Source organism: Heyndrickxia sp. FW510-T9, assembly GCF_058781025.1.
This window is the reverse complement of sequence record NZ_JBYSWK010000081.1, coordinates 1-14,527: the sequence shown is the minus strand read 5'-3', so window position 1 is coordinate 14,527 and position 14,527 is coordinate 1. Positions and strand designations below refer to the sequence as shown.

Sequence of the window (14,527 nt, the reverse complement as noted above, 5' to 3'; positions counted from 1 at the left end):
GTCTAAAGAATGTTTTATGATCATAATAATTACTTTTATACCTTTAAAATTCGGAAAATTTATAAAAGGAAGAAAATATTTATGGAATTTTTATTACAAGATATTGAATGGAATCATGAAACTGCTGACTTGTTGATTGTTGGAAATTCAAATGAAAGTAATCCAACATTTATTATTAGAAAAAAAAACAATGGTCGGGATTTTGAGTACAAATCGGAGATCCATTTAGAAGATATTGAGAGAATTAATAATAGTATTAGAATCAAAATAAATTTACAATCAATTCTTGATCACAAGAACTATCCAGATGAAACAATCTGGAATATTTATATGATTACCAATCAAAGAGAATATAGAGTGAAGATTAGTAACTCATTAAAAAAAAATCTAAATTATTTTAGTGATGAGCAGTATATTTTCCAAGTGAAACCTTATATAACTCAAGATAATTGCCTTGCATTTTTTGTGAAAAAATGGAACGCTAATTTTATTGCAAAATATATTAATTACGAGAATGGTCTTTTAACTGTAATTATAGAAACAGACAATAATAATCAAGAATTATTATTGAAAAATTTAATATCATTGAAGTTTAAAAAACGGAGTCAACTAGATTTGCCATTCCATGAAGATACAATTGAAATTGACACAATTAATAGAATAAATGGTTCTACTATTGAAATTGTTAGTAATGTTGCAGAAACAATTTATTCAAAGTATCAAGAATTTGAAGCTATTTGGGACATTTACCTTTTTGTAAATGGTGGCAATCAGGCAGAAAGTATTTACCCATTACAAATTAATAAAAATATGGATAACGATTTTAAATATTATCCATTAAAATCTAATAACTTTTACAAAATTAAAAGTTACATTACTAGTGATAAGAGATTAGCTTTATATATTTCTAGTATACAAAAGAGTATTTTTGCAACGGAAGTATGTGAAACGGATGAATCTATTACTTTAGCTATAAGTAAAAATGTTCAAAACATTAGTGATGAATGGGATTTTATTATTAAAAGAAAAAATAAAATTGGAAACAATCATGAATACTACGATACAATGTTACTTTCTGGTATTAGATCACAGGATAATTTATCTATTACAGTTAAAAAAAATCAACTTTTATCCAATATAATTCTAAGAGAAAATGAAGTTTGGGATATGTTTGTGAGAGTGAAAAATAAAAAAATGCACGAGTTGGATTTATTTATTGATATATCCACTGTTAAAAAAAGAGACTTTCATTCTTTTAGCATAAAAGGTAAAAATGATTGTTTTCAGGCAAAGCTATTAATAAATAAATCAAAAACACTTTCCATTTTGGTCGCAGAAAAAAATGTGAATAAAAAAGATGTAATGAAGGTAGCTGTATTAGGAACTTGTTTTAGTAGAAATGCTTTTAATTCTAGTTCATACTTTAATCCCGGTTATAAGAATATTTTCGATTGTGTATTTACCCAATTCCATTCATCATTAATAAGTCTTGTATCAGAGAAAAGTAGCTTAGATTTAGATATACTTGAAAATATTAGCAAAAATGATGTCGATTTTCTTAAAATGGATTTTGATAAATCTTTCTTTGATAAATTAATACAAGCAGATCCAGATTATTTTATTATTGACCTCTATCCAGATGCATGTAAATCAGTGTTAAAACTTGGGGAGAATCAATATGTTACAGGAAGTTATATTTTAGAGAGAAACGAGAATGTGAAAAAATTACCGTTAGTAGAAATAATTGACCATTCAGATAATGATAAATATTTTAATCTCTGGAAAAAGGCAGCTCATACATTTGTTTCTGAAATAAAGAAAATTATTTCAGAAGAAAGAATCATTTTAAATAAAGGTCGGTTTACGCCAGTTTATTTTGATGAAAATAGAAACATTAAAAATTTCAAAGATCCTAATCTAATAAGGCGCAATAATTACTTTTGGGAAAAACTTGACAATTATTTTATGTATATACTGCCTAACGTTAAAACTATTGACTTAACTGATACTAATTTTATCGGGGATATTAACTATCCTTTTGGTCTTTCATATTCACATTATCAAAGTGAATATTATAAAGAATTTTTGAATAGATTAACAAAGATAATTTTACAAGATAAGTTAAAGTAATTACTATGAACTCTACAGAGTAAGTTTTCTTTCAAACGAAACAAGAGAACACCCTCTTTCTTCTCTCGAAATGATTGTTGGTGGGATCTTATTTCTTTGATTTAAATATCGCAAAATCTTCATCCTACACCCACTTTGTCCTTTGCTGTTCGGCATTTGGGTGCAGTAGTGTGCATGCAGGGTGGGTTATATTTGCTAGTTAAAATCCACCAGAAAAAAATGCTGAAGTTAAAACTAGCTAAAATAAATAGAGTAGAATGGAGCAAATTATCCACTATTAAGGATAATACTCTTTAAAAAACTCAAAAAAAGCTTTTCTCTTAATTAGAGAAAGGCTTTTTAATTTATGTAAATTATTTAATATTTGTTTTATCAGCTATAAAGTCAAAAAATGCATGTACAATTTCAAGTGATTGAAATGCTACTAGTGAGAATGCTGTGATACTAAATAATATTACCGGAATAATTCGAATCCACATTATTTCACCTCCTTTAAACTTTCCCATAATATACACATATATTATGAGAAAAAGATTAAAAATAAATAAAAAAAAGATAATTATTATTCAAAAAAGCATGAATTTAAGGAGCGAGGACAAATCATAAAATACTAACTAGTAGAACTCGAGTCCTTCAATTTTATTCAGTTACAATATCCTATTAACTCAAGCAGCTAATTAAGCTGCTTATTTTTTTACCATTTAGAGTTATCTTCCTTCAAGATTTTTGTAAAATTTTATCAAAAACTGTTGACATCAATTTTTCATACTTTAAAATAATAATAGAATAGGAAAATAATACTAGTTTTGTTAGCTGGTTGTTATTTAGTGGATCACATAACAGTATTCACTGATTTTCATTTTAATAGAAACATTAATAGACTACTGATTGATACTGGAGATAAATATTTTTACAAAAATGGTGGGGAAAGAATGAAAAAATTTATTGTATTACTTACTTCAATTGTTGTGATAGCTTCCGTAGTTCTAACTACTAATACAAGTGTTTTAGCGAAAACGAAGTCTAAAACTGTTCAAATATTAGATTCATATACATATGTGAATGTAACAGCGGACCCTAAATCAAAACGTCTAGTAAAGGTAAAACGCGGACAAAAGTACGTCTATGTAGAATGGACAAAAGGGAAGGGCTACGTAAAAGGTGCGTATAAAATTAAAGTTGGGAAGAAAATGGGGTATGTTTCTGCAAAAGCATCTAAGTTGATAACTCCAAAGAAGGTTTCAAACTCTACTGCAAAAGGATCAACATCAAAAACAACAGAGAATGTTATTAAATTAGCCCCTAATACTAAAGATAATATCTTTCTTGTAAACAACAAAGATATGGTTAAATTAAATGTAAAAGCAATCGGTCAGAGACCCGAACTACCAACTGGTTGTGAAATAACAGCATTCACCATGATGGTTAACCATGCAGGAGGTAAGGGAGCTAACGTAACAAAACTGCAAATGGCAAAAGAAATGCCTAGGTCAAGTAACCCGAATAAAGGATTTATTGGTAGTCCGTATAATTCTAGTGGATCAGCTATCTATCCACCAGGATTAAAAGCTATGACAATTAAATACACCGGAAGTTACAAGAATATGACAGGTGCGACGATTTCTCAAATTCAGTCACAATTGAAAAAAGGAAAAGTAGTTTGTATGTGGGGGAAATTTGTTTATTGGGGTATTAATATGTCACATGCTGTTGCATTAACGGGGTATGATAAAAAAGGTTTTTATTACGTTGATCCAATGGATGGGAAACAAAAGTTTATGACTTATAGTCAAATGACTTACCACTATAATCAACTAGGGAAACGTGCTCTATCATACTAATATTCTACAATCTCTGTAAGTTAGTAATTGGATTCGTAAATAAAAAAAATACAACAAATGCAGTAGTTAGGTTGATAATTCAGCAGCTACAATTGAAATAATGCTCCTGAAAGGTTTAAGATCATTAATCTAAAAGACAATTTATGTGGATAAAACAGCAAATTTTAATAGTGAAAAAATACAAAAAAGCCCTGTAGAGAATTATCTGCAGGGTATTTTTTTATTTAACAAAATGTTACAAATTAATACATTAATTACAGTATTGTAACAAAAAGTAAAAGAATATTACAAAATATTATATTTTTCTTACTTTTTTGAAGTATTTTATTAAATTCTATTGTATAATGAAATTCGTAATTCAAAATACTTTGGATTATCTGACAATAATTGGTTCTTATATACGGAGGTGAAAGAGTAGGAGTTATTTATTTAAGCTTTTCAATTTAGATAGAGAAGAAGTAGAGAGGGGTAATCAGCTTGAGAACAAGCAACTATCGAAAAATATTTAGTAGTTTACTAGCATTAACCATTATTTTCACTATGCTATTTCCGTTGTATGGTTCTGCAGCAACAAATAATGTGCCAGCAAAGAACCAACTTCAAATGGATAGTGGAACACTGCAACAAATGAAGGAAATTATTGATCAGGAGAAGGAACAATTCCAAGGAAAACCTTCCTTACATCCTGATTTGCAAGACTTAACAGGCGATAAAGAGGTATCGGTGATTGTTGGAATGTCAGAATACCCAGTCGCTTTAGCAAAAGGAATTAACAAAATTGCAGGAAAATCTTTTTCCACTAAGATGGAGCAGACTGCACGACAAAATGTTGTCGATCAACAAAAGACATTTGTAAATTCTCTAAGTAAAAAAGGTATTACTGCAAAGCTTGGCTTCCGTTATAATGAAGTTTTCAACGGTATCGCGATGAAAGTAAAAGCGAGCCAAGTAAAAGATTTACTATCACTTCCAGGAGTACAATTTGTAGAGCCTGATATTGAAATGAAAGCTTTTGGAGAACCATCAGGTGATGATGATAACTTATCCGCCGATGGGATGATGAACACGGACAACCCATATCTAAATGTCCCAGATGTATGGAAACTAGGGTATCAAGGACAAGGGGTAAAAGTAGGAGTTATTGATACAGGGATTGACTACGAACACCCAGAATTAAAAGCTGTCTATGCCGGTGGACACAATTTCATCGATCAATCGAGCACAAAAAATTATGCTCGTAATAGAGGCGATGATCCATATGAAACAACACCACTTGATCGTCCAGCTTCTAAAGCGGAATTTAACTCCGATGGTGAATCTTTTTACACGCAACACGGAACACACGTTGCAGGAACAATTGCGGCACAAGGCAAGAAAGTTATTGGTATTGCACCGAAAGTAGAATTGCATGCATATAGAGCATTAGGTTCATACGGAAGTGGAGCTAATTCCGGTATCATTGCGGCTATCGATAAAGCTGTACAGGAAAAAATGGATATCATTAACTTATCACTGGGTAGCGCCACTAATAGCCAAGTAGCATCTGATGCGATTGCTATTGATAATGCAGTGCTTGCTGGTACAACAGCAGTTGTTGCAACTGGTAACAGTGGTCCAAACAGAGGAACAATCGGAAGCCCTTCTACAGCGGCATTTGCTATTTCTGTAGCAAACTCTACTGTTCCTGAAGCAACGAAAAAAGCAACTGTAAAATTTGATGCCAATGGGTATTCAAAGGTATTAGACCTTGATATGATGGCTTGGAAATCTGGACAGGATCCTGCTGGGGTGCTTACTGGTGAAATGGACTTAGTGCCAGTACCAAACTTTGGATCAACAGATGACTATAAAGCTCTAGATGTTAAAGACAAGGTTGCACTTGTTTCTCGTGGAAGCATTGCATATGTGGATAAATTGGCAGCAGCAAAGGCTGCGGGGGCAAAAGGAATCATTATTTATAATTCACTAACAGGTTCTGGAACACCGGGGCCACCTGATAATGCCTTTTTAGGAGATTCATTTACGTTCTTTCCATCATTCCAAATGTCATATACGGATGGAAAAGAACTAGCCGATGCATTAGGTGGAAATGCAGGCAAGGTGACATTCAGTAACTACCAAACTGGCCAGACTGCTGGTGATGACGTGAATGATTCCAGTTCCCGTGGTCCAGCAAATCCTAATTTTGATCTAAAGCCAGATATTACAGCACCAGGAACAGATATTATGTCGTCCGTTCCAGCATATGGTAAGGACTATCCAGATGCATCATATGATGAGGCATATGATCGTTTTACTGGTACAAGTATGGCTACACCACATATCGCAGGTATTGCAGCATTGCTTAAATCAGAGCATCCAGATTGGACTCCATGGGATATTAAAGTAGCAATCTCAAACACTGCGAAACAACTTGATGTGAAAAAATATGATGTTTTTGCACAAGGCCCTGGACGTGTACAGCCGCTTCAAGCTGCAACAACAGAAGCGTTGGCATATTCATATGATAGAACTTCATTCTCAGGAAAATCATATCCAAATGTAAAAGGTACTATTACATTCGGAAATGTAGTACCAGATGCAAATGAAGCTACTAAAATAACGAAAGAGATTGAAGTAAAGAATTTAACTGGTAATGCAAGTGATTATACCGTTTCCGTAGAAGTTACAAGGAAAGCGACAGGAACACTAGAAAATGCTGATGTAACTGTGGATCAGGAGAAATTCACTTTAACAGATAACCAAAAATTAAATGTAACTTTAAATGTTCCAAATGGAGCTGGAGCGAAAAGCGGAAATGAAATATTAGGCTATATTCACATTACTAATGGTAAAACAAACTTAATTTTACCATTTGCAGCAAACTTTATTCTTCCTACAGGTTTAAAGGGTTTTTCAATTGATAACTATGATATTTCTCCAAATGCTGATGGAAAATTAGATAGTACTAAAGCTCATTATGAATTCTATGATGCTCAAAGTACAACTCAAATTGACATCTATGATGCATTGGCAGGCAAAGTTGTCGGATATATATTGAAAAATAGTTCGACAGCGGTAGGACCGAACGAACTTATATTTGATGGAAGTTATACTTCTACTGCAGGTAAAAAGATAGACGCAACCGATGGCGTATATGGGCTCAACTTGTATACAAAAAAGGGTAATACTGTGGTTGTACCAGATTCACCGATAGATCCAATTTTTGTGAAGACTACAAGCCCGAAAATTGAAACGGATGATAACTTTGCAACTTTCGGTACAAGCTATGATCTTTCAGGAAGTATTAAAGACTCTTATATCGATTGGCTTCCAATAGTTAAAAAAGAATTTAACGAAAAATATAATGTCAACTCAAAATTACATGTTAGCTATGAGTTAACAAACAGTTATGGTGAAAAGCAAGAAGGTACTTCCCCAATTACTTTAAATCAAGATGGGACATTTAATGTATCCATTAAGGGATTAACACACGGCGAAAATAAAGTAAAACTTATTGTTGAAGATGCAGCACAAAATTATGCAGAAAAGGAAATTTTGGTTAACGCTACTGATAATGTACCACCGGTAACTACAGCTTTAGTAACAGGAGCTGAAGGTGAAAATGGTTGGTATACATCTGATGTGACAGTAGCACTTTCTGCATCCGATGATAATTCTGGTGTACAATCAACACAATACAGAGTGAATGATGGTGAATGGAAGGATTACTCAGAGCCTATTAAGCTATCTGATGAAGGAAAATTTACTGTTGACTATCGAAGTGTGGACAAAGCTGGAAACACAGAAGATACAAAATCTGTAGAAGTGAAGATTGATAAAGTTGCTCCTGAAGTAAGTGGTATAGAAAATAATGCTTATTATAATAAAGATGTAACGATTACATTTAATAAAGGAACAGCGACATTAAATGGTGAAGACTTTACAAGTGGTACAGTAGTAAAAGCAGAAGGAACATATACATTAACCGTAACAACAGAAGCTGGTAACAAAACAACTGTGAAATTCACTATTGATAAAACAGCACCAGCAGTAAGTGGAGTAAAAGACAATGCTTACTATAATAAAGATGTAACGATTTCCTTTGATAAAGGAACTGCGACATTAAATGGTAATGCTATTACAAGTGGTACAGTAGTGAAAGCAGAAGGAACATATACATTAATCGTAACTTCTGAAGCAGGTATTGTGACAACAGTGCACTTTACTATTGACAAAACTGCACCAGTAGTAAGTGGCGTGAAAAACAATGCTTACTATAATAAAGATGTAACGATTACCTTTGATAAAGGAACTGCAACATTAAATGGCACAGCCTTTACAAGTGGATCAGTAGTGAAAGCAGAAGGAACATATACATTAGTTGTAACTTCTGAAGCTGGTAATGTAACAACAGTACACTTTACTATTGATAAAACAGCACCGGTAGTAAGTGGCGTGAAAAACAATGTTTACTATAATAAAGATGTAACGATTACCTTTGATAAAGGTACTGCGACATTAAATGGTAAAGCATTTACAAGTGGAACTGTAGTCAAGGCAGAAGGAACATATACATTAGTCGTAGCTTCTGAAGCTGGTAACAAAACTACAGTGAAATTTACTATTGATAAAACAGCACCAGTAGTAAGTGGAGTTAAAGACAATGCTTACTATAATAAAAATGTAACAGTTAAATTCAATAAAGGTACTGCTACATTAAATGGTAAAGCATTTACAAGTGGTACAGTAGTCTCAGCAGAAGGAACACATACATTAGTAGTAACATCTAAATCTGGTATTAAAACAACAGTGAAGTTTACTATTGATAAAACAGCTCCAAATGCACCAACCGTAAAAGAAGTTTCAGATAAGTCTACAACAGTAACAGGAAAAGCAGAAACAAATGCAGTAGTGAAGCTTTACATTGCTGGAAAACTTACACAAACTGTAACTGCCGACAAATCTGGAAACTACAGCTTTACAATTAAGAAACAAAAGGCTGAAACACAAATTAAAGTTACTGCAACTGATAAAGCTGGGAATGTGAGCAAAGCTACAACTGTTAAAGTAGTAGATAAAACACCACCGGCAAAACCTTCAGTAGATAAGGTAACATCTAAATCAACTTATGTTTCCGGAAAAGCTGAAAAAAGTGCAACTGTCTACGTTTACAACGGCAAAAAACTTCTTGGCAAAGGTACTGTAAACAGCAAAGGAGCTTATAAAATCAAAATAAAAGCTCAGAAAAAAGGTACAACCTTGACAGTATATGCAGTAGACAAGGCAAAAAATAAGAGTAAAACAGCAAGCGTTAAAGTAAAATAAATACGAAACAGGGGGACGGTTCTTGCGTTCCCCTTTTCTTATAAACATGGTCAAGGTTCTATTAAGGGACAATTGGAAACTTTACACAAAATAGCATAACTAGTGGAGTTTAACTGTAATCCCGAAATATAAAAAATAAGCGTACCTTACTAATACGCATTACAAATAGCCGTATATTATGATTTTTTTAGTCATATATACGGCTTATTTCATTATTTTCTACATTCTGCCTGAATCATTTTTGATCAGGGCATGTATTGATCTGAAATTTCAGGGTTTTGATGGATGACTAGATTCGTTAAGTCCGTCAAAAGCTTTTTTATGTTCGTAGAAATCAATGCCATTACTTTTGGCTGTTTCCGCGATACTTAAACAAATGGCGTTTGCTCTAGCTCTAGCTTCACTAACTGAAAAAAGCTAGTTTTTCCCACCCGAAACATTTGGAAGGATGGCATTCGCTGCAGGATTAAGCTCTATCATACTAATAATCTATAAAGAACATTTGCAAGTTAGTAAATGGTGTTGTTAAAACGGTAATTTTTATAGTGAAAAAACACAAAAGGTCATGTAGAGAATTCTCTACATGGCTTTTTTCAATTTAACAAAATGTTACATAATAATACATTTTTTACAGTATGGTATTAAAGTACTACAAAATATTATATTTTTCTAACTTTTTTGAAGTATTTTATTACATTGTATAGTATAATAAAATCCGTAATTCAAAATAATTTGGATTATCTGAAAATAATCGGTTTTTATTTATGGGGGTGAAAGATTAGGGGGTATATTTATTTAAGCTTTTCAATTTAGAAAGAGGAAAAGTAGAGAGGGGAAATTTGCTTGAGAACAAGCAACTATCGAAAAATATTTAGTAGTTTACTAGCATTAACCATTGTTTTCACTATGCTATTTCCATTGTATGGTTCTGCAGCAACAAGTAATGTACCAGCAAAGAACCAACTTCAAATGGATAGTGGAACACTAGATCAAATGAAGGAAATTATTGACCAAGAAAAGACTAATTTACTTAAAAAACCTGAACTGCATCCTGATTTACAAAACTTAACAGGCGATAAAGAGGTATCCGTAATTGTTGGAATGACAGAATACCCAGTCGCTTTGGCAAAAGGTATTAATAAAATTGCAGGAAAGTCTTTTTCCACTAAGATGGAGCAGACTGCACGTCAAAATGTTGTCAACCAACAACAGACATTTGTAAATGCTCTAAGTACAAAAGGTATTAATGCAAAGCTTGGCTTCCGTTATAATGAAGTTTTCAACGGTATCGCAATGACAGTAAAAGCGAGCCAAGTAAAAGATTTACTTTCACTTCCAGGGGTACAATTTGTAGAGCCGGATATTGAAATGAAAGCATTTGGAGAACCATCAGGGGATGGCGTATCTGCCGATGGGATGTTGAACACGGACAACCCATACCTAAATGTGCCAGATGTATGGAAATTAGGGTATCAAGGACAAGGAGTAAAAGTAGGAGTTATTGATACAGGGATTGACTACTTACACCCAGAGTTAAAAGATGTCTATAAAGGTGGACATAATTTCATCGATCAATCGAGCTCAAAAGATTATACTCGTACTAGAGACTATGATGATCCATATGAAACTTCACCAGTAGAACGTCCAGCTGGAAAAGCGGAATTTGATGCAAAAACTGGTGAACCTTTTTACACGGAACACGGAACACACGTTGCGGGAACAATTGCCGCACAGGGCAAGAAAGTTATAGGTATTGCACCGAAAGTTGAATTGTATGCCTATAGAGCATTAGGTGCATACGGAAGTGGGTCCAATTCCGGTATCATAAAAGCAATCGATACAGCAGTACAGGAAAAAATGGATATCATTAACTTATCACTAGGTAGCGCTACTAATAGCCAAGTATCATCTGATGCGATTGCTATTAATAATGCAATGCTTGCTGGTACAACAGCAGTTGTTGCAACTGGTAACGACGGTCCAAACAGAGGAACAATCGGAAGCCCTTCTACAGCGGCATTTGCTATTTCTGTAGCAAACTCTACTGTTCCTGAAGCAACGAAAAAAGCAACTGTAAAAATTGAAGGAGGTACGTATTCAAAAGAATCCGTCCTTGATATGATGGCTTGGAAATCTGGACAGGATCCTGCTGGAGTGCTTACTGGTGAAATGGACTTAGTACCAGTACCAAACGTTGGATCAGCAGATGACTATAAAGGTCTAGATGTTAAAGGCAAAGTTGCACTTGTTTCTCGTGGAACCATTGCTTATGTTGAAAAATTGGCAGCAGCAAAAGATGCAGGAGCCAAAGGGGTCATTATTTATAATTCACAATCAGGTTCTGGAACACCGGGGCCACCTGATAATGCCTTTTTAGGAGATTCATTTACGTTCATTCCATCATTCGCAATGTCATATACGGATGGAAATGCACTAGCCACTGCATTAGGTGGAAAAACAGGCAAGGTAACATTCAGTAACTATACAACTGGCCAGACTACTGGGGATGATGTGAATGATTCCAGTTCCCGTGGTCCAGCAAATCCTAATTATGATTTAAAGCCAGATATTACAGCACCGGGAACAAATATTATGTCGTCCGTTCCAGCTTATGGGAAGGACTATCCAGATGCATCATATGATGAGGCATATGATCGTTTTACTGGTACAAGTATGGCTACACCGCATGTCGCAGGTATTGCAGCATTACTTAAATCACAACATCCAAATTGGTCTCCATTCGATATTAAAGTAGCAATCTCTAACACTGCGAAACAACTTGACACGAAAAAATATGATGTCTTTGCCCAAGGACCTGGACTTGTTCAGCCGCTTCAAGCTGCAACAACAGAAGCGTTGGCATATTCATATGACAAAACAACTTATGATAGTACTCATACCAATATTGATAATATCAAAGGAACAATTACTTTCGGAAACGTTGCAACAGGTAATGCAATAACCATTACTAAAGATGTTAAAGTGAAAAACCTAACTGGTAATGCAAGTGATTATGATGTTACAGTTGAAACGACAAAGGCTGCGACCGGTACACTAGCAGGTGCGAACGTTACGGTTGACATGTCAAGCTTTACGCTACCAGGATCTGGTGAGCAAGCATTGAAAGTAACTTTAACTGTTCCTAAAGGGACAGGAACTACAGGTAATGAGTTATTAGGATATGTTCACATTAACAATAAAAATGGTAAAACAAAATTAATTTTACCATTCGCTGCTAACTTTTCTCCGCCAACAGGATTAAAGAGCTTTTCAATTGATAGCTATGATATTTCGCCAAATGGTGATGGAAAATTAGATAGTACTACAGTTCGTTATGAGTTCTATAATAGTCAAAAGAACACTATTATTGAACTTTGGGATCCAACACAAGAAGATGTCGATTTTGGATATATTGTAGGGAACAGTTCAACAACAACTGGCGCAAAAACAGTTAAGTTTGATGGAACCTACACGGATTGGAATACTAGTAAAAAAGTGAAAGCACCAGATGGAGTATATGTGCTCTCGATATATACTTATACTACCGATAAACAAGGAAACATAACCTCTGTAGATGTTGCACCGGTAGATCTATATCCAATTTTTATTAAATCGTCAGCACCGAAAATTGTAACAGAAGATAGATATTCAGCTACAAGTACAAGCTTTGAACTTTCCGGTAGTATTGTTGACAAGTATATCGATTTGGCTCCTGCAGTAGTTGATGCGGTAGATGAAGATTTCGATGTCAATTCAAAACTACATGCTAAGTATGAATTAACAAACAGCAACGGTGAAAAGCAAGAAGGTACTACCCCGATTACTTTAAATCAAGATGGAACATTTAAAGCATCCATCAACGGATTAACAATAGGGGAGAATAAAGTAAAACTTACTGTTGATGACGCGGGACAAAACTCTGCAGTAAAAGAAATAATTATAAATGTAACAGATGCAACACCTCCTGTCACAACAGCGACGGTTACTGGAACTGAAGGAAAAAATGGCTGGTATACTTCTGATGTTTCAGTTAAACTTACAGCTACTGATGATTTCACTGGAGTAAAGTCAACTCAATACAAAGTGAATGATGGAGAATGGAAGGATTACTCAGAACCAATTGCCTTTACGAATGAAGGAACATCTGTCCTTGAATATCAAAGTAAAGACAATGCAGGTAATGTGGAAGCTGTTCAAACTAAAGAAATAAAAATTGATAAAACAGCTCCGGCCACAACAGCTAAAGTAACGGGTACTAAAGGTGAAAATGGTTGGTATACATCTGATGTGACAGTAGCGCTTTCTGCATCCGATGATAACTCAGGTGTACAATCAACACAATACAGAGTGAATGATGGTGAATGGCAAGATTACTCTGGAGAAATTAAGCTATCTAATGAAGGAAAATTCACTGTTAACTATCGAAGTGTGGACAAAGCAGGAAATACAGAAGATGCAAAATCTGTAGAAGTGAAGATTGAAAAAACCGCACCAGTAGTAAGTGGTGTAGAAAATAATGCATACTATAATAAAGATGTAACGATTACATTTAATAAAGGAACAGCGACATTAAATGGTCAAGCCTTTACAAGTGGTACAGTAGTCAAAGCAGAAGGAAAATATACATTAGTCGTAACTTCTGAAGCTGGTATTGTGACAACAGTGAAATTTACTATTGATAAAACCGCACCAGTAGTAAGCGGTGTGAAAGACAATGCTTATTATAATAAAGATGTAACGATTACATTTGATAAAGGTACTGCTACATTAAATGGCAAAGCCTTCACAAGTGGTACAGTAGTCACAGCAGAAGGAACATACACATTAGTCGTAACCTCTGAATCTGGTATTGAAATAACTGTGCACTTTACTATTGACAAAACCGCACCAGTAGTAAGCGGAGTGGAAGACAATGCTTACTATAGTAAAGATGTAACGATTACATTTGATAAAGGAACAGCGACATTAAATGGCGAAGCCTTCACAAATGGTACAGTAGTCACAGCAGAAGGAGCATATACATTAGTCGTAACTTCTAAAGCTGGTAATGTGACAACAGTGAACTTCACTATTGATAAAACAGCGCCAGTAGTAAGTGGAGTGGAAGACAATGCTTACTATAATAAAGATGTAACGATTACATTTGATAAAGGAACAGCGACATTAAATGGTGATGCTATTACAAGTGGTACAGTAGTCAAAGCAGAAGGAACATATACATTAATCGTAACTTCTGAATCTGGTATTGA

At 34.2% G+C, this 14,527-nt stretch carries 5 protein-coding genes and 1 pseudogene; 4 read left to right on the top strand and 2 right to left on the bottom strand.

The window, feature by feature from the left end; all coding sequences use genetic code 11:
* Window positions 1-81: 81 nt before the first annotated feature.
* Window positions 82-2,130 (top strand): DUF6270 domain-containing protein, encoded by a 2,049-nt coding sequence (locus tag AC3WJF_RS22275; protein WP_492456159.1) that lies wholly within the window; start codon window positions 82-84, stop codon window positions 2,128-2,130.
* Between the two features lie 353 nt (window positions 2,131-2,483).
* Here the strand turns inward: AC3WJF_RS22275 and AC3WJF_RS22270 are convergent, their stop codons facing one another.
* Window positions 2,484-2,609 (bottom strand): hypothetical protein, encoded by a 126-nt coding sequence (locus AC3WJF_RS22270; protein ID WP_492456157.1) that lies wholly within the window; start codon window positions 2,607-2,609, stop codon window positions 2,484-2,486.
* A 453-nt stretch (window positions 2,610-3,062) separates the two neighbouring features.
* Between AC3WJF_RS22270 and AC3WJF_RS22265 the strand changes: the two genes are divergently transcribed.
* Both AC3WJF_RS22265 and AC3WJF_RS22260 read left to right on the top strand, forming a co-directional pair.
* Complete coding sequence (locus tag AC3WJF_RS22265) at window positions 3,063-3,971, top strand: C39 family peptidase (protein WP_492456155.1); 909 nt, start codon at window positions 3,063-3,065, stop codon at window positions 3,969-3,971.
* Between the two features lie 477 nt (window positions 3,972-4,448).
* Window positions 4,449-9,278 (top strand): S8 family serine peptidase, encoded by a 4,830-nt coding sequence (locus AC3WJF_RS22260; protein WP_492456153.1) that lies wholly within the window; start codon window positions 4,449-4,451, stop codon window positions 9,276-9,278.
* Window positions 9,279-9,523: 245 nt separating this feature from the next.
* Here the strand turns inward: AC3WJF_RS22260 and AC3WJF_RS22255 are convergent.
* Window positions 9,524-9,755: pseudogene (locus AC3WJF_RS22255) on the bottom strand (IS66 family transposase); the annotation flags it as partial.
* Between the two features lie 366 nt (window positions 9,756-10,121).
* On the opposite strand from AC3WJF_RS22255, the gene AC3WJF_RS22250 reads away from it, so the two are divergent.
* Window positions 10,122-14,527, top strand: a 4,406-nt coding sequence (locus AC3WJF_RS22250; protein WP_492456151.1) for a S8 family serine peptidase, incomplete at its 3' end; no start/stop codon positions are given.